At 67.5% G+C, this 16,341-nt stretch carries 17 protein-coding genes; 11 read left to right on the forward strand and 6 right to left on the reverse strand.

What is annotated here, in order from left to right; genetic code table 11:
- Positions 1 to 149: 149 nt before the first annotated feature.
- Positions 150 to 929: a methylenetetrahydrofolate reductase gene (locus tag AWQ71_RS08690; protein WP_067129451.1), complete on the reverse strand. Its 780-nt coding sequence runs from the start codon at positions 927 to 929 to the stop codon at positions 150 to 152.
- A gap of 165 nt (positions 930 to 1,094) precedes the next feature.
- Positions 1,095 to 3,221: a prolyl oligopeptidase family serine peptidase gene (locus tag AWQ71_RS08695; protein WP_067129453.1), complete on the reverse strand. Its 2,127-nt coding sequence runs from the start codon at positions 3,219 to 3,221 to the stop codon at positions 1,095 to 1,097.
- A gap of 896 nt (positions 3,222 to 4,117) precedes the next feature.
- Here AWQ71_RS08695 and AWQ71_RS43210 point away from each other — a divergent pair.
- The gene (locus AWQ71_RS43210; RefSeq protein WP_067129463.1) at positions 4,118 to 4,585 is read left to right on the forward strand and encodes a hypothetical protein; all 468 of its coding nucleotides are present in this window, start codon (positions 4,118 to 4,120) and stop codon (positions 4,583 to 4,585) included.
- Between the two features lie 22 nt (positions 4,586 to 4,607).
- On the opposite strand, the gene AWQ71_RS08705 is transcribed toward AWQ71_RS43210, so the two are convergent.
- The gene (locus AWQ71_RS08705) at positions 4,608 to 5,096 is read right to left on the reverse strand and encodes a nitroreductase family deazaflavin-dependent oxidoreductase (protein ID WP_067130376.1); all 489 of its coding nucleotides are present in this window, start codon (positions 5,094 to 5,096) and stop codon (positions 4,608 to 4,610) included.
- Positions 5,093 to 5,551, reverse strand: coding sequence for a hypothetical protein (locus AWQ71_RS43000; RefSeq protein WP_174550689.1), 459 nt, complete (start codon positions 5,549 to 5,551; stop codon positions 5,093 to 5,095). Before AWQ71_RS43000 ends, AWQ71_RS08705 begins: the two co-directional genes overlap by 4 nt.
- Positions 5,552 to 5,886: 335 nt before the next feature.
- On the opposite strand from AWQ71_RS43000, the gene AWQ71_RS08715 reads away from it, so the two are divergent.
- The 8 genes from AWQ71_RS08715 to AWQ71_RS08745 all read left to right on the forward strand — a co-directional run bounded on the left by AWQ71_RS08715 (position 5,887) and on the right by AWQ71_RS08745 (position 12,972).
- The gene (locus AWQ71_RS08715; protein WP_067129465.1) at positions 5,887 to 6,543 is read left to right on the forward strand and encodes a TetR/AcrR family transcriptional regulator; all 657 of its coding nucleotides are present in this window, start codon (positions 5,887 to 5,889) and stop codon (positions 6,541 to 6,543) included.
- Positions 6,544 to 6,748: 205 nt separating this feature from the next.
- On the forward strand, positions 6,749 to 7,573 hold the full coding sequence (locus AWQ71_RS08720) for a ribosomal RNA small subunit methyltransferase A (protein ID WP_084258711.1): 825 nt from the start codon (positions 6,749 to 6,751) through the stop codon (positions 7,571 to 7,573).
- Between the two features lie 465 nt (positions 7,574 to 8,038).
- Positions 8,039 to 8,587: an SHOCT domain-containing protein gene (locus AWQ71_RS43685; protein ID WP_067129467.1), complete on the forward strand. Its 549-nt coding sequence runs from the start codon at positions 8,039 to 8,041 to the stop codon at positions 8,585 to 8,587.
- A gap of 244 nt (positions 8,588 to 8,831) precedes the next feature.
- Complete coding sequence (locus tag AWQ71_RS08730; RefSeq protein ID WP_157570251.1) at positions 8,832 to 9,182, forward strand: hypothetical protein; 351 nt, start codon at positions 8,832 to 8,834, stop codon at positions 9,180 to 9,182.
- A gap of 400 nt (positions 9,183 to 9,582) precedes the next feature.
- Positions 9,583 to 10,041: a hypothetical protein gene (locus tag AWQ71_RS08735; RefSeq protein ID WP_067129470.1), complete on the forward strand. Its 459-nt coding sequence runs from the start codon at positions 9,583 to 9,585 to the stop codon at positions 10,039 to 10,041.
- A 137-nt stretch (positions 10,042 to 10,178) separates the two neighbouring features.
- A complete protein-coding gene (locus tag AWQ71_RS44325; protein WP_281195726.1) occupies positions 10,179 to 10,310 on the forward strand; it encodes a hypothetical protein in 132 nt (43 codons plus the stop codon).
- Positions 10,311 to 10,977: 667 nt separating this feature from the next.
- Positions 10,978 to 12,246 carry an FAD-dependent monooxygenase gene (locus AWQ71_RS08740; protein WP_067129472.1) on the forward strand — a complete coding sequence of 423 codons (1,269 nt, stop codon included), beginning with the start codon at positions 10,978 to 10,980 and terminating at the stop codon, positions 12,244 to 12,246.
- A 390-nt stretch (positions 12,247 to 12,636) separates the two neighbouring features.
- Positions 12,637 to 12,972: a hypothetical protein gene (locus AWQ71_RS08745; protein ID WP_067129474.1), complete on the forward strand. Its 336-nt coding sequence runs from the start codon at positions 12,637 to 12,639 to the stop codon at positions 12,970 to 12,972.
- A 281-nt stretch (positions 12,973 to 13,253) separates the two neighbouring features.
- Here the strand turns inward: AWQ71_RS08745 and AWQ71_RS42575 are convergent, their stop codons facing one another.
- Entirely contained in the window at positions 13,254 to 13,532 is a 279-nt protein-coding gene (locus AWQ71_RS42575) for a transposase (RefSeq protein ID WP_067129476.1), read from the reverse strand.
- A 211-nt stretch (positions 13,533 to 13,743) separates the two neighbouring features.
- Here AWQ71_RS42575 and AWQ71_RS08755 point away from each other — a divergent pair, with 211 nt between their 5' ends.
- Complete coding sequence (locus AWQ71_RS08755; RefSeq protein WP_067129479.1) at positions 13,744 to 14,184, forward strand: DUF1801 domain-containing protein; 441 nt, start codon at positions 13,744 to 13,746, stop codon at positions 14,182 to 14,184.
- 202 nt (positions 14,185 to 14,386) lie between these two features.
- On the opposite strand, the gene AWQ71_RS08760 is transcribed toward AWQ71_RS08755, so the two are convergent.
- Positions 14,387 to 15,550: an acyl-CoA dehydrogenase family protein gene (locus AWQ71_RS08760; protein WP_281195731.1), complete on the reverse strand. Its 1,164-nt coding sequence runs from the start codon at positions 15,548 to 15,550 to the stop codon at positions 14,387 to 14,389.
- Positions 15,551 to 15,639: 89 nt separating this feature from the next.
- Here AWQ71_RS08760 and AWQ71_RS08765 point away from each other — a divergent pair, with 89 nt between their 5' ends.
- Entirely contained in the window at positions 15,640 to 16,326 is a 687-nt protein-coding gene (locus tag AWQ71_RS08765) for a TetR family transcriptional regulator (RefSeq protein WP_169806529.1), read from the forward strand.
- Positions 16,327 to 16,341: the final 15 nt, after the last annotated feature.

Consider the following 16,341-nt stretch of genomic DNA (forward strand, 5'->3'; position numbering starts at 1 on the left):
ACAGTCACGCATTATGTCCATGAAAAACCCGAGACAAGGTTTCGCACGCCACGGTCACCGTCCTGCCGAGGGAAGCGTCCGTTGGCCTGCGCCCCGTTCGCCACCAGCGGGTCGACCGGGGGCCCGCACCGCACCACGGCAGGAGAGTCTCAGAGCGCTCCGGACAGCCGGGCTTCCACCTCGCGATAGCGGGCCACGGAGATCAGGTGCACGCCGTCGAAGGCGCCCGAATCGCGGATGCGCAGCACCTGCTCACAGGCGGCCTCGACCCCGGCGAGCCGGTCCCCCGCCACGCGCTCCACCAGCTCGGCGGGGATGTCGATGTCCGGGATCGCGGCGGACAACCGGCGGGCGTGGTTCTCGCTGGCGATGACCATCACCCCGGCGTAGACCGGCACGTCGACCGGGTTGGCCTCACGCCAGCGCAGCAGCGCCTCCAGAGAGAAGCTGACCTGGGCGAACACGAAGTCGGCCGCGCGCTTCCAGGCGGGCAGGGGGCGCAGCCCCGCGGCGGTGCCGACCCGGAAGGCGGGGCAGCCCGCGAAGGCCGGGTCCTCACTGAGCGAACGAACCTCGTCGATCATGGATCGGACGGTGAGGTCGCTGGTCCGGTTGCCCGTCGTGGGCTTGTCGCCGTACACGAAGAGGAACTGGTCGACCCCGTAGGCCGCCGCGGTGAGCAGGTCCCGGCGGAAGCCCAGCAGGTTGCGGTCGCGCGAGTTGAGGCAGGCGATGCTCCTCCCGCCCATCGCCTGGACCTCGTGGGCGACGGCGACGCTGGACACCGTGGCCCGGCCGATGTGGTTGTCCGGGATCAGGAAGGAACCGGCGATCTGGCTGAGGGTGCCGATCTGGTGGCGGACACGCGTGAGGTCGGGACGGGTCGGCGGCTCGATCTCGCAGACGAGCTCGAAGGGGCGATCAGTCATGCCGCCAAACCTACGGAAATCGTGATCTTCAGGCCGGGCGTTTCGGCGAACTCGCGCCGGGCCGGCCGTTCGGCCCGCAGACCGCCGCCCCAGAAACCGGCAGGCTCAGGGCCATCGTGGATCAATCGCGCCGGCTTTCGCGCGCCGCCTGATTTCAGGAGTCACTCAGCGTGATTCGGCGGCGGTCTCGTGAACGCGCATGCGTGGTTCTTCCGGCGACAGACCGGTGTATTTTCCGGCGAAGGCCAGGATGTCCGCGGTCATGGCGCGTTCCTTGCTCGCGGGAGAGGCGGCGTGGGCGGTATCGGGTTCTCGGCGCATGAGGATCGGCCGGTCGCTGCTGGTGGCGTACTGGAGGGCCGCGCACATTTTGGTGACGTGGGCTTCCCCGGTCTGCAGATCGGTTACCGCGCCGGTGAGAAGGAATGCGGGATAGGGCACTCCGGGCGTGACGTTGTGGTACGGGGAGTATGTGAGTAGCCATTGGAGTTCTTCGGGCCGGGAGGCGCTACCGAATTCGTCCGTCCATGTGCATCCCAGGCCGAATTTTTCGTAGCGCACCATGTCGCACAGCGGGCCTTCGGCGATGACCGCGGCGTACAGGTCGGGTCGCTGCGTGGCCGCGGCGGTGACCAGGAGTCCGCCGCCGGACTGGCCGTAGATCGCCAGTTGGTCGCGAGTGGTTCGACCGGTGTCGATGAGCCAGGTCGCGGCGTCGTTGAAGTCGCTGATCGCGCGGTGTTTGTACGGTCCACGGCCGGCGTCGTGCCAGTGTTGGCCTTCTTCGCCGCCTCCGCGTACGCAGGCGACCGCGTACGTGCCGCCGGCGCCGACCCATGCGGCTGCCAGAGGGAAGAACCATGGGCGCATCGGCATGCCGAAGCTGCCGTAGCCGTAAAGAAGGGTGGGGCGCGGGCCCTCACGTTCATCAGCCGGGGTGAACAGGAACAGCGTGATCTCGGTGCCGTCGGCGGCGGGATAGCGAACGCTGCGGCTGCGGATCTCTGCGGTACGTCCGGCTGTTGTGGCGCCGGTTTCCTGTTCGGTCGTCCCGCTGATCGCGTCGTAGCGATAGATGGTGGGAGGGGTGGCCACGTCGCAGTAGCTGAACCACGCGTGACGTCCGTGCGGGACGTTTGCCCGCAGGGAGGACACGACGCCCGCGCCGGGAAGGGGCAGGCCGGTGAGCAGCCGGCCGGTGTCCAGGTCGTGCAGGGTCAGGGTGGAGGTGCCGTGGCGGGCGCGTGCCACCAGGAGGAGAGGCCGTGGAAGTGCCGGGTCGTCCAGGACCAGGCACTCGTCCAAGGGGGCCTGCGGATCTTCGGCGACCAGCGTGCGCCAAGCGGCCGGGTCCGTGTCGTGCAGGCGCGCCGTACAGATGCGGCCACATGGGGCCTGGTAGTCGGTGACCAGCAGCAGATCGCCGTCCGCGAGGAAGCGCGGAAGAACCCGGGCGCCTGTGGCGTGTCCGTCCACGATCCTGACGAAACGCGGGGCTTCCGGATCGATGAGCTCGGCGACGTACACGTCGTTGGGTGAAGCGGTCCCGACCACCGCGGTGATCGCCAGATTGCGGCCGTCGGCGCTGACCGTGAGTCCGTAATAGTGGTCCGGGGCGTCCTCTCCGCCGAACACCACCGCGTCGCTCTGCCAGGGCGTACCGATCCGGTGCAGCCGCACCCGCCGCTGCAGACGCATGTCGCCGGGGGCCAGTTCCTCGTCAGGAACCCGGCTGACGTAGTAGAACGCGTCCCCTCCCGGCAGCCAGGCGAGCGAGGTGTTGCGGGCGCGCGGCAACGGCCCGTCCACCGTCTCCCCGGTACGCACGTCCAGCACCGTGATGTCGCTGCCGGGCTGCTCGGCGACCTCCATCTGGACGGCCACGCGTTCACCCTCGCGCGACGGCCACCAGGCATACAGCCCGCTATGGCCGGACGGATCGATCGCCGCCGGATCGACCAGCATCCGCCTGTTCCCCTCGGCGTCGACGACGAGCAGGCGCCGTTGCTCATCCCCGCGGAGCTGCTCGGCAAGGAACATGACCGGGCCACGCGCCATCGGAGGCTCGGACACGCCGAAGGATGACACCTGATCCAGCAAGGACGCCCACGATCGCGTCTCCGGCCATCCGGTGCTGTGCGTCCGGAACAGTCGGTCCTGCGCCGCGGCCCAATCCCGCACGTGCGCGTCATCGCCGTCTTCCAGCCACCGGTACGGATCGGAAACCGGGAATCCGAACAGATCCTCCACCACATCGCCGCGCCGGGCGGCAGGGTAAAACAATCGCGCCATAAACGCCCCCAATGCGTCGCCCCGCTATATAGGTCGAGGTACTGCGGCCGGCACGCACCGCAGTACCTCGATTCGCTCAGCGGCTATGACTGACCGCGGAGAATGTCGGCCTGCCAGCCGCGTGCACCACCAACGCGACTAGCCGGAGCGTTCGCTGCATAGGGCAGGTATCCGCTCATGTAAGCCTCCCGGATTCGGCGATTCGCCCGGAGTGAGCGATTCCATAACTATATCTCCACGCCTGGATCAAGAAAGGCGGCATCACCCCCGACAACGAGCGCCGGCGCACCCGGATTCTCGGCCCGTTCGAGCCGAAAACCGACCGGCATATCGACTATCTCCCCGCCAAGATTCCCCGCAAAGGAAAAACGCATACAGGAATGCCCCGTGAAGATCGATCTCACGCAAAAGTTACTCGGAGCCTTTCGAGATAGATCCCAGGACTGACGGAGTCCTCATATCGTGAGGCCGAGAGCAATCAACGGGTCACCGAGGTCATCGCGAGCCCCCTTGACAACGCGGAGCGGCTTCCGCGGCCCGCTCCTCCACCGCCCTCGGCGACATCCCCGCAGCGAGAGGACGCTTCGTTCACACCGAAGAGCTCGTACGCGGTCCCCCGCCCCTTCGACGCGGACACCATCCGGTGGCACCACCTCGGACACGGCCCCCGGTGCAGCCGCTCTCGTAGGCCGGCGGACCGTGACCATGCGCTGGATCCGGCCGGCGCCCTCGTAGACCTGGGTGATCTCCGACGTGAGATCAGGCAGCCACCGAAAAATAGCTCGATCATTGAAATGAGCAGTGGTTAACCTTGCGGACGTCTCGCATCACTTCTCGCTGATTTCGGTACTCCCCCGGAACAGCGACGAAACAGAGCAGAAGCGTGGAGGCGCTCCATGGCGATACCCAAGAAGGGCTCACGCCCCATCAGCGTCGACGGCACCACCTTCCGTTGGCGCGTCCGGCGTAAGGCCACCCGCCCCCAGGGCAACGCCGGGAATCCCCTCACTCTCGCCGTTGAGCGGGCCGAGGATCCGGGGCGTGTTCTCGTCGCGTCACTTCCCTGCGCCCGGCCGGACAACTCGCTCGGAGAACGGACGATCGCGGTTCGCCCCGCCCTCGTCGCCGGATGCGTCCGGCGAGCCGTCGAACAGGGGTGGAACCCCGGGCAACCGGGCTCGGCATTCGCCCTCACCGTCACCGAGGACGAACTGGCCATGCTTCTGGGCGAACCGCCTCAGTACCTGATCCCCTTCCTCTGGGGCATGATCCCTGAAGGCGGAAGCATCGAAGACCTCCCTCGTTGCACCGAGATCTGGAGCCGCGACACAGAAGACGCCGGCCAGGCGTCTTCTGCTCCATAGATAGAGAGCCCCTATTTGAGGATCACCGGCCGCGGATCCGGAAGACCGGGTACCGGTGCGCGATCGCCTCGAACTCCGACAGCGGCGCCCGCCGGTCTACGGGGATGTGGGGCCGCGCGCCGGGGGCGACGGCGAGATAGCGACGGAGCACAGGAGCTCGTTGCTCCACCGGAATCTCTTCCAGAGTGACCTCCTCGCGGCCACGCCGACGCAGGATGGCGTGGCCACCCGCGGCGCGGACGTTGCGCACCCAGTTCGCGTCCGGTCCGAGCATCGACACCAGGAAGCGCTCCCCGTCATGTTCCGCGACGGCGACCGGCAGCGATGTCGGCCGGCCGGTGTTCCTCCCGACCACCTCCAAGGTGACCGCGTTTCGCGGGGAGAAGACTCCCGATGCGTACAGCCGTGCGTCGACGCGGTTCCACGCCCGCATGAACGCCCCCGGCCGGCTGCCTTCGTACAGCTTGCGCTTGAGCGCACCGAAGTACCCGGCCAGCGACTGAATGATCATGCCTGCGACGCCGGTCGCGCTCTCCTCCACAGCAGCGCGACCGCCAGGAGTCCGGCCAGGCTCGGCACCATCCCGACCCAGCCGAGCAGCGGCGGCAGGCCCGTGTCTCCGGAGCTGTCCCGCACGAGCAGGGTGAACAGGCCGACGCTCAAGCCGAGCGCGAACACGAGGGTCGCGACGCTGCGGGCCCACCGCTTGCCCGCCCCGACCGCCCAGATGGCGAAGAACCAGCAGCTGATGCCGAGCGCTCCGACAACTGACAGGCAGACAAGCCATGTCATGACGGCGGTGTCGACGCGGTCCTGCGGGAAGGTGGGATAGCCGGCCCGGATGTGACCGGCCAGCACGCCGCCGGTGGCACGGTCGATCCACGGGACGATCGTCGCGACGACGGTGAGCCCGAGGCCCGCGTACATCGCGCCGACGGCTGATTGCTTACGACGTGTCCTGGTCATCGATCTGTCTCCTTCAAAGTAAGCCGCACATGCCGTGCGCAACTGGCGGAATCAGGTGGTCACGCCGCCGCGCGGGCCGTGGTGGTGGGCGTTGCCGATCCACCTGCGGGTCGATTCGTAACGGCGGTTCGTCTGTCCCTTCCTCGGCCTTCTCGGTACGCCATCCGGCCGGGCAGCGAGTCGTGGCCGAGCTGACAGCACCAGCTGATCCACACAGGTCGCGACGGTTTTCCGGGGCAACGCACCGAGGCCCTACTACCTACACCGTAAGTATTACCTACGGCGTAGAATATAGGCCTACGGTGTAGGTTGAGCAAGGAGCGAGAGGACGGCGAGTGACGAAACGCGGACAGGGCAAACCGGCCGGGCTGAGCCGCGAGCGGATCGCCGTCGCGGCGGTGGACCTTGTCGATCGCCAGGGGCTGGAGTCATTCGGGGTGCGGCGCCTGGCATCCGAACTCGGCGTCGACCCGATGTCGATCTACAACCACATCAAGGGCAAGGCCGCACTGCTGGACGCCGTCTCCGAAGCCGTCCTGGCCGAGGTCTCGGCCACCGCCGCGCAGTGGCCGGACGACTGGATGGACATCGCGCGCACCATGGCCCGCGGATACCGGGACATGGCGATACGCCATCCCCGGATCTTCCCGCTGCTGGCGACCCGAGCGCAGACCTCAGCGGTGGCGTTCGAGGCGCTTGAGCGGCTCACCACGGCCATGCGCCGCGCCGGGATCACCGACCAGGCGATCGCGGACGCTCCCCTGGTTCTCTTCGGCTTCCTCAACGGGTATCTGCTCGCCACCTTGAGCACGGATCCCGGCGAGGCCGGTGGCCCCGCGACGGGCGCGGCCCAACCGGCGTTCGATCCGGCCCTGTATCCGACGATGGCCGCCCTGGCTCCCCTGCAAGCGGGCTTCGGTGGTGAGCCTGAGTTCGAGCGGATGCTGGCAACGGTCCTGGCCGGCATCGCCGAGGGCGCGGCCAGAGCGTAGGCGGCGCGTTAAATGCGTTGCGAGCGGCCACGACGCCTTCGTAAGGTCGGCGGCATGCATCGCACGTCCTTCGTCTTCATCCGTATCCGCAGCGGCCGGGCTCTGGCTCGCTAGCGGACGCGGTGACTTCTTAGCGCGTCCGCAAGAGCGCGCCCAGGGCCCTTCGAGATCCCATTCGTCTCGAGGACCCGAAAGGGCTGCAGCTGTGGCGCAGAACTTCGCACACGGTAACTATTCCCACACTCAGAAGAAGGCCAGGAACAGCGGCGGCGGCGGACGCACCCCCAGAGACAGGGCGCGGCGCACGCTTTCCCAGAACCTCCTGGCCGACACCCATGCCATCGACCTGATGATCGAGGCGGCGCGACCGCACGGGCTCGTCCTCGAACCCGGCGCCGGCGAAGGTGCGCTGACGACCGCCCTGGCCACGATGGCGGGCGTCGAGGTCGTCGGCTACGAGAACGACCCGCTGCTGGCCGCCAAGCTCAGGGCCAGGACGGGGCTGAAGATCGTCAAGGGCGACCTCACCGCCGCCACGCCGCCGCAGGAACCGTTCGCGGTGGTCGGCAACACCCCGTACTCGATCACGTCGCAGATCGTCGACTGGTGTCTCCGGGCCCCGGCGATGACCTCGGCGACCCTGCTCACCCAGTTGGCGTACGCCCGCGAGCACTCGGGCGACCTCGGTCTGTGGAGCCTGGTCACGGTCGAGAGCTGGCCGTGGTTCCACTGGGAGTTGCTCGGCCGGGTCGGCCGGGAGAGCTTCCGGCCGGCGCCCCCGGCCGACTCGGGCATCCTGCGCATCGAGCGGCGACCGGAGCCGCTGATCGATGCCGGCGGGACCTGGCGGGAGCTGGTGGAGCTCGGTTTCACCGGGGTCGGCGGCTCCCTGAGCGCCTCGCTCAAGACCCGCCACCAGGGCGCGGACGACGCACTGGCCCGGGCGGGCGTGGAGCGCGACACGGCGGTCGGCCACGTCCACCCGGACCAGTGGATCACCATCTACCGGGAGATTCATCACGATCTTTAGGCTCGGTCCACCACGTCGTCCGCCCCGTGCCCGGATGGTTCACACGCGCGTCGTGACTCCTCCGGGCGCGGGACACGAAGGCGGCGAACACGGTCACCATCACGACGGCGGCGCTGGTCAGGACAACCCGAAAAGGATCACGAAGAGGAACAGCGGCACCCGGGACCCGATCGCGCTCGTGGCCTCGGGTCGAAGCCGAACAGCACCGACGCCAGGCCGTGCTGGAAGAACACCACCAGCAGGCCGAACGCCCGGCTGCGGACAGCAGGTTGAGCGCGATCCCGACCAGCCTGAGCACCAGCGAACGGAACATCACGACCGACATCACGAAGGTCCCCACTGTCCAGGGATCTTGGCGTAAGGCCCGTTCTCGCCGAAGATGGTCATCAGACTCCTCGAAGCCGGTCCCCGGCGGAGGGCGGGCGCCGAAACCGGAGCCTTGAGCAGGATGAGACGGAGGAGAGCATGGCCGAGGGAGCACACAGGCCTGACATCCAGGCCGCGGCCGACCGTATGTCCAGCAAGTTCGGGTCCAGGCGCGAGATCCGCCATCTGGTCGACTACCTCCTTGAGGGTGAGGCCGTCGAGCAGATGGCGGGCGGTGCCTTCGGCCCCGGCATCGGGCTTGTCGTTCTCACCGACCGGCGACTGCTGTTCGTCAAGGACGGTTTGGTGGCGAAGGTCGCTGAGGACTTCATGGTGGGGATGATCTCTACGGTGCAATGGGATCCGGGCTCGTCGCACGGCACACTGACCGTGACCTCCTCCGGCGACAAGGCCAAGATCGAGAACATCCACAACGACGACGGAGCCCGCCTCGCCGATGCGATTCAGCACCGCCTGGCCGGCGCGCGATCCGCCGCCTCTCCGGCCCCGGCTCCGGCCGGGGCTCCCGTCTCCGGAGAGGACGATGTGTTCGAGGCTTTGCGGAAGCTGGGGGAGCTCCGCGACCAGGGTGTGATCACCGACGCGGAGTTCGCGGAGAAGAAGGCCGAACTGCTCGCCCGGATCTGATCCGCCACCCGTCGCGGCGCGCGGCGGGAGAAAGTCCTGCCCGGACACAGAAAACCCCGCCTCCCGAATACGGGAAGCGGGGTTTCCGCACGTCAAGGACCACTTGAGGAGCTGGCGGGCCATGACCGGGCGCTGGATCCGGTTGGTGCCCTCGTAGACCTGGGTGTTCTCCGATGCGCTCCTGGGCCACCTGCGATATCCGCTGTACGCTCACGATCACGGCTCGATTGCGACCCTGATGTCCATGCTGACTTGGGAGGATTCCATTGGTCCGCAGCATCGAGCTCCTGCCTTTCACCTTCAGTTCCGCACCGTGACCAGGGACAAGGGACGAGACGACCCCGACGACTTCTCGGGGATCGGCCTCGGCGGCCTGGCCTTGATGTTGACCTTCATAGTCCTGAGCCACCCTTGGCAGTCGCTCAAGGAACTGCTCCGGGTGGTCCGTCGACTGGGCCGCTGGGCGCTCAGGCTCGCAATGGTCCCTGTCGCACTGGTGGCCACAATTGTGCTGGTGGCCGCAATCGAGTTGTGGTGCCAAAGGGATCGACACCCCACCTTCGAGGACTACCTGCATGGCCGCGACGAGGAATGAGACCACTCGTGACCGAGATCTTCCTCCGGATCGCCTGGTACAACAACCGGCAAAGGCGCTCGGCGACCGAGAACCCACCTCAGGCCGTCTACGAAGATCGGCTTGCTAGGGCAACCGAACCGGCTGCATGAAACCGGGTGTCCACGTTCCGGGGAAAGCCCCGTGCCCCGGCCGGTGGGACACTCCCTGACTTCCTGCTTGCAAACGGAGCAGTTTCCGAGTGGCAGGGTGTGATCGTGTAAGACCTCGTTGCGGTACTTCTCTGCTGTACGCGCTGAGCACACGGCAGGGCGCCAAAACTGATCCGTATCTCGGTCCGCGGCGTATCACCTGCTGCACCCCACACGAATCGTGATAAATGCGTGTGCATCGCGATACGGCCGGATCAGATATTTACGGTGTGGACACGTGCAACGCGAGTACCTCACCCACCGCCGAAGGGCGGCTTTCCGAGCGGTTGGTCGCCGCCGGGCTCGCCGGCCTCATCCTGCCCTTCGTCCAGTTCGGCTGGCTGTTGCTCGTAGCCGCCTTGTCCGACACCTCCCACTGCGGCCACTTCGGCTGTGTCGGCCAGCTGGCCGATGCGTGGACGGTGGGGAACTGGGTGGCGGTCGCGCTCGCGTGGCCGCTGCTGCACCTCCTTCGCGTGCGCCCGGCGTGGTCCGTCGCCGTGCTGGCGCCCTTCTTCCTGGTGCCAATCTGGGAGCTCGCCGACGTGCCGATCAGCGTGGTCGCCGGATTGTTCGCCTACCCACTGGCCGCCCTGGTGAGCGCGCCGCGCCTGTCGTGGCGGCGGCGCAGCCTGGCTTTGGCCCTCTTCCTTCTGCTCTGCGCCTTCCTCGCGCTTTCTTCCGGATAGTCCTGACCTGGGCAGCCCTCGGGTCGGCCTCACTGTAGGTTCAGGCATCAGGAGTCTGGCATCTGATCCGTAGGGCGAGGCAGACGGCCTGTGGATCGCCTTCACGCCGCACTGAACAGCAGCTGTAGACGGCCGCCGTGCGGTTGGGTTCACTCACCCCGCATGACCTGGACCACTCGCCCGGCCGGGGCTGGACCATCCGGCAGATCGCCTTCCACGTCGAGGAGTCCACCTACTACGCCGACGCTGTCGGAGACTTGCCGCGCTGATCGCGCCCCACGACCACGCTCAGTACCTGATCGTTACCGACAAGGGCACAGTCGCCAGGCCGCGCGGCCATGCCACACTCAGGCATCATGCTGCCGGCGACCGCCCCTGGAGAGCCGTCGACGAGGGTCCGTTCCGCCCGCATGCGCTCTCACGGAACAGGGGCGGAACAGTGATCGTTCAGCGGTGGAATCCAGAGACGACGAGCCCCGCTCCCCACAGAAGGGAAGCGGGGTTTTCGCATGTCAGGGGTTACTGCAGGAGCTGGCGTGCCATGACCAGGCGCTCTCGCCGCCTACCTCGCCGCCGCGTGCGTGATCGGAATCGACGGCCGGTGAGACCTCGGCGCGACACCTCCCCTGACAGAACCGAGATCAGCGTGAACTGATCGCGGCGCCCTGAACGGAGTACGGCTCCCGCCCCCCACCGGGGCGGGAGCCGTACCACTGTCGGGCGAAGCGTTTCGGCCCGGCGCCGAACTCCGTACGGGAGGTCCGGATCTTCCCGGAACACATCGGGCCGGACGAGCCGCTCGTGCCGGAGTTCCGCGACCGCCAGGACGCGCACGCGCTCTGGCGGCTCGGCGCCTGGCTTGATGACCTGGGCAGACATCATCGCCTGCTACTCTATGATGCTACTTGATTACTATGAGTAGCAACGGGGGTTATTGTGAAGATCGCCTGCGTCGGCGGCGGACCCGCCAGCCTGTACTTCTCGATCCTGATGAAACGGGTGGATCCATCCCACGACATCACCGTCCACGAGCGGAACCGAGCCGGTTCGACATACGGCTGGGGCGTGACCTACTGGGACGGACTACTCAACTACCTCCACGGCGCCGACCCCGAATCCGCACGCACCATCGAGGAGAACTCAGCCCACTGGAACAGCTGGGAGATGCACGTCCACGACGGCGCCACGGTGGCGACGGTGGCAGGGGAAGACTGGGGCGAAGGCTTCGGCATCGGCCGGCATCAACTGCTCGACATCCTCACCGAACGCGCCCGCTCCCTCGGCGTGCACATCGAGTTCGAACACGAGATCACCAACCAGGACGAACTCGCCGACGCCGACCTCGTCGTCGCCGGCGACGGCGTCAACAGCCTGCTGCGCGAACGCCACACCGACCGCTTCGGCTCCGAGATCACGGTCGGACGCAACGTCTACGCCTGGCTCGGCACCACCAAGGTCTTCCACTCCTTCACCTTCACCTTCGTGGAGACCGCGCACGGCTGGATCTGGTGCTACGGCTACGGATTCAGCAAGGACCACAGCACCTGCGTCATCGAATGCTCCCCCACCACCTGGAAAGGACTCGGACTCGACCAGGCGAACAAAGCCGACAGCCTGGCCCTCCTGGAGAAACTCTTCGCCGACACCCTGGGCGGACACCCACTGATCGCCCAGGCGAACACCGAAGACGGCACATACTGGCTGAACTTCCGCACCCTGACCAACCGGACGTGGTACCACGACAACCTCGTCCTGCTCGGAGACGCCGCGCACACCACCCATTACTCCATCGGCGCCGGCACCGCCCTCGCACTGGAAGACGCCGCCTTCCTGGCCAACGCACTACACGGGGAGACGCAACTCCAGACCGCCCTCGCCCGCTACGACCGGGAACGCCAAGCCGCAATCCGCCCCTCCCTGAGAGCGGCCCGCTATAGCGCCCGATGGTACGAGGACCTCCCGCGCTACGTCGGCCTTCCACCGGAGCAACTGTTCGAACTGCTCGGCCAGCGGCGCTCCCCGCTCCTCCCACACGTCCCACCACGGCTGTACTACCGGCTCGGCCAGGCGGCCGATCAGTTTTACTACCGGCTCGACCAGGTGACCGAGCAGTTCAGGTCGCTACGCAACCGCGGACGCCGGCCGGACCCCGGACCACACGAACCAAACACACCGGGACACCCGGACGAGATGATCCCGCGCTGACCCGCCCCGGGACGAAACCGCGACCACACCCTGATCTCTTCCGCCTGATCCCGATCGTCGCGGCGTCCTGCGGACTCCGCCAGGGCGAACTGGACACCCGCGCCCGGAAGCGGCTGGCCGGAGCCACGGACACAGGAAACCCCGCCTCCCGAATACGGGAAGCGGGGTTTCCGCACGTCAAGGACCACTTGAGGGGCTGGCGGGCCATGACCAGGCGCTGGATCTGGTTGGTGCCCTCGTAGACCTGGGTGTTCTCCGATGCACTCCTGGACCACCTGCGATAGCCGCTGGATCTTACCGCTGACCTGGGGGTACGCTTTCCGGGACCTTTTATCGGTTGCCGTAGATTTCGGCTCTCCCACGGAACAGACCAAGATCAAGAGGTGTCCGGTGACGCTCCCCAAGAAGGGCTCTCGGCCCATCACTGTGAGTGATGTGGCGTACCGCTGGCGCGTCCGCAACAAGCCCACCTACTGCCAAGGAAACGGCTGGACCCGCATGACCTTCGCCGTCGAACTCGCGGAGAAGCCGGGCAGCGTCCTCCTCGTCACACTCCCCCATGCCAGGCCCGACAACTGGATCCTCGAACAATCGGCGAGCGTTCGCCCCGCCCTCGTCGCGCAGTGCATCCGTAGAGCAACCAACGAGGGATGGGCACCGCACCACTTCGGCTCCGCTCACCGGGTGGAACTCACCCGTGAAGAGGTCTCACCTCAGCAGCCGTAGCTCAGGCCGGGAGTGCAGGGGGCGGAGCCCCCTGCAATCTTGTCGGCTTAGCCATGTCACGAGGTGACCATATCTGGCGGATGCTGGCGGAATCGGGGTGCGCTTGAGTGCCCGTGCTGGGGTTTCTCAGCCTGGGGGAATGCGGTCGCCTCGTCGTAGGTCTGGCCAGTGGTCAGGCAGTGGTGGACGATGCCGAGCATGCGGTTGGACAGGTTGCGTTGCGCCGCGGCGTGGCGGTCACCGTGTTCTCGTCGGCGCCGGTAATGGGTGAGCGCGCCTGGTCAGGTGGTCAGGAGGCAGAACGCCCATTGGTAGCCGAGTGAGGCCAGGCGCTGGTTCCTGGCTCGCCGGTTGAAGACGGCGTTGCTCTTGCCTGAAGCGCGGGTCACGGGGGCGCTGCCGGCGTAGCACTTCAGAGCGCGGGCATCGGGAAACCGGGCACGGTCATCGCCGAGTTCGCCCAGCAGGCGGGCACCGAGCATGGCGCCCAGCCCGGGGAAGCTTGCGATGATCTTCGCGTCCGGGTGCTGCTCGAATGCCTCGGCTGTCGCGGCGGCCAACTCATCGCAGCTGGCGATGGCGGCGTTGAAGTGATGCAGTAGGGCCAGCGCTTGACGGCCGAGCCTGGACCTGTTCGGAGTCGGCGGGAAGCTGCCGGTGCGCGGCCGCGTCGGACTTCTTGCGAGCCATCGAGTAGCGGTCGCGGTAGCGGGCCACCGCGAGCGGGTTGCGCCCCACGAACGTTGTCGTCTGACGTGGGAGCATGACTTCATGGCGACATCGAAGCAGCCGGTGACGGTCCCGACGGACGCCAGCGTCGACGACTTCCTGGCCGCAGTCCCCGACGAACGCCGGCGGGCCGACGCGGAGCGCCTCTGCACGATTCTGCGCGAGGTGACCGGCGAGCCCGCGGTGATGTGGGGCCCGAGCATCGTCGGCTTCGGCAGCTACCGCTACACCTACGAGAGCGGGCGCACGGGCGACTGGCCTCTGGCTGCCTTCTCGCCGCGCAAGCAGCAGCTCGTCGTCTACCTGGTGGGCGGGTTCGAGGAGCGGCACGCATCGGTGCTCGCCCGGCTCGGTCCACACAAAACCGGAAAGGGATGCCTCTACCTGAAACGGCTCGACGAGGTCGACGAGAGCGTGCTGCGCGAGCTCATCGACCGCACGGTGCGGGTGCATAAGGGCGTCGACCGGGCCAGCCAACGCTGACGATAACGGGGAGCCCATAAAACGTTGCGCCCCCACATGATGTCCGGCTCCCACGACCGCGCCCGCAAGGCCATCGACGACCGGCTGTTCCGGCCGCGTGCGGTCTCTGACGGAACGGGGACGGAACAGTGATCGTTTAGAGGCCCTGTACAGGAAACCCCGCCTCCCGAGAATGGGAAGCGGGGTTTCCGTACGTCAAGGGCTACTTGAGGAGCTGGCGGGCCATGACCAGGCGCTGGATCTGGTTGGTTCCCTCGTAGATCTGGGTGATCTTCGCGTCGCGCATCATGCGCTCGACCGGGTACTCCCGCGTGTAGCCGTACCCGCCGAGAAGCTGGACGGCGTCGGTGGTGATCTCCATGGCGGCGTCGGAGGCGGCGCACTTGGCCGCGCTGGAGAAGAACGTCAGGTCCTTCACCGTGGCGCCGCGCATGGCGGCCTCGGACTTCGCGGCGGCGGCGTAGGTGAGCTGCCTGGCGGCCTCCAGCTTCATCGCCATGTCCGCGATCATGAACTGCAGGCCCTGGAACTCGGCGATCGGCTTGCCGAACTGCTTGCGCTCCTTGACGTACCCGATGGCGTAGTCGAGGGCGCCCTGCGCGATGCCGAGCGCCTGGGCGGCGATCGTGACGCGGGTGTGGTCGAGGGTGGCCAGCGCGGTCTTGAAGCCGGTGCCCGGGTCGCCGACCATGCGCCACTCGGGGATGCGCACGTTCTCCAGGATGACCTGCCGGGTGGGCGACCCCTTGATGCCGAGCTTCTTCTCCTTCGCCCCGAAGGAGACCCCCTCGTCGGACTTCTCCACCACGAACGCGGAGATGCCGCGCGCCCCGGCGGACGGGTCGGTCACCGCCATGACGGTGTAGTACTCCGACACCCCGGCGTTGGTGATCCACATCTTGGTGCCGTTGAGCACGTAGTGGTCGCCGTCCTTCACGGCCCGGGTCTTCATCGACGCGGCGTCGGAGCCCGCCTCGGGCTCGCTCAGCGCGTACGAGAACATCGCCTCGCCGCGGGCGACCGGCGGCAGGTAATGCTGCTTGATCTCCTCGGACGCGGACAGCAGCAGCGGGACGGTGCCCAGCTTGTTGACGGCGGGGATGAGCGAGGACGAGGCGCAGGCGCGGGCCACCTCCTCGATCACGATCACGGCGGCGAGCGCGTCCGCTCCGGCCCCGCCGTACTCCTCCGGAATGTGTACGGCGTGGAAGTCGGAGGCGACGAGGTCCTTGTAGACCTCCCAGGAGAACTCCTCGTTCTCGTCCGCCTCCGCGGCGCGCGGCGCGATCTTCTCATCCGAGAGGGCACGGACGGCTTCGCGGAGCATCTGGTGCTCCTCGGACGGCTGGTACGACTCCGCGTCCACGGCTTATCCTCCTTTATGGCATTTTGTGCATCACTATAGGACACTGAGTGCCACCCGAGAAGGTGCTCTTACACGAAAGGACGGGATACGTGCCGGCTCGACGCGACGTACGGCGGAGCTTGACCGCCGCCGCGCTCGACCTGTTCCTCGCCCAGGGGTTCGACGAGACGACGGTCGACCAGATCGCCGAGGCCGCGGGCGTGGCCAGGCGCACCTTCTTCCGGCACTTCAAGGTCAAGGAAGACGCGATCTTCCCGGATCACGACGCCATGCTCCGGGAGATCGTCGCCCATCTGGAGGCGGCGTCGCCGCTGGTCCCGCCGCTGACGGCGGTCACAGAGGCGGCGCTGATGGTCCTGGGCACCTACGCCGCCGATCCCGAGACCTCCGTCAAGCGCTATGAGGTGACCCGGCGCGTCCCGTCCCTGCGCGAGCACGAGATCGCCGCGACCAGCCGCTACCAGCGGGCCTTCGCCGCGTTCCTCAACGAGCGCGACGGCGCGGCCGAACCCCGGCGGCTGCGCCACGAGGTGATCGCGGCGGCCGTCGTGACCACGCACAACCACGTGCTGCGCGCCTGGCTGCGCGGCGGCGGGACCGACGACGTGCGGGACCGGCTGTCCGAGGCGCTGTACGGCATCCTGGAGGGGCTGGGGCCCTGGCTGGACGACCGCGACCGGCCCCGGGACGGCGAGGACGACGTCCTGGTCGTGGTGGCCCGCCGCGACACCCCGCTGTGGAAGATCGCCCAGGAGATCGAAGCAGCCAGAGGGTGAACGACGGATTGCCCT

This window comes from Microtetraspora malaysiensis (assembly GCF_001528665.1).
GTDB lineage: Bacteria > Actinomycetota > Actinomycetes > Streptosporangiales > Streptosporangiaceae > Microtetraspora_A > Microtetraspora_A malaysiensis.

Coding starts and splice junctions, on each gene's coding strand:
- AWQ71_RS08695 (WP_067129453.1), bottom strand. CDS start 3,221: ATGGCGCGATTGTTTTACCCTGCCGCCCGGCGCGGCGATGTGGTGGAG.
- AWQ71_RS08755 (WP_067129479.1), top strand. CDS start 13,744: ATGGCGACATCGAAGCAGCCGGTGACGGTCCCGACGGACGCCAGCGTC.
- AWQ71_RS08705 (WP_067130376.1), bottom strand. CDS start 5,096: ATGATCATTCAGTCGCTGGCCGGGTACTTCGGTGCGCTCAAGCGCAAG.
- AWQ71_RS43685 (WP_067129467.1), top strand. CDS start 8,039: ATGGCCGAGGGAGCACACAGGCCTGACATCCAGGCCGCGGCCGACCGT.
- AWQ71_RS43000 (WP_174550689.1), bottom strand. CDS start 5,551: ATGACCAGGACACGTCGTAAGCAATCAGCCGTCGGCGCGATGTACGCG.
- AWQ71_RS43210 (WP_067129463.1), top strand. CDS start 4,118: ATGGCGATACCCAAGAAGGGCTCACGCCCCATCAGCGTCGACGGCACC.
- AWQ71_RS08730 (WP_157570251.1), top strand. CDS start 8,832: ATGCTGACTTGGGAGGATTCCATTGGTCCGCAGCATCGAGCTCCTGCC.
- AWQ71_RS08690 (WP_067129451.1), bottom strand. CDS start 929: ATGACTGATCGCCCCTTCGAGCTCGTCTGCGAGATCGAGCCGCCGACC.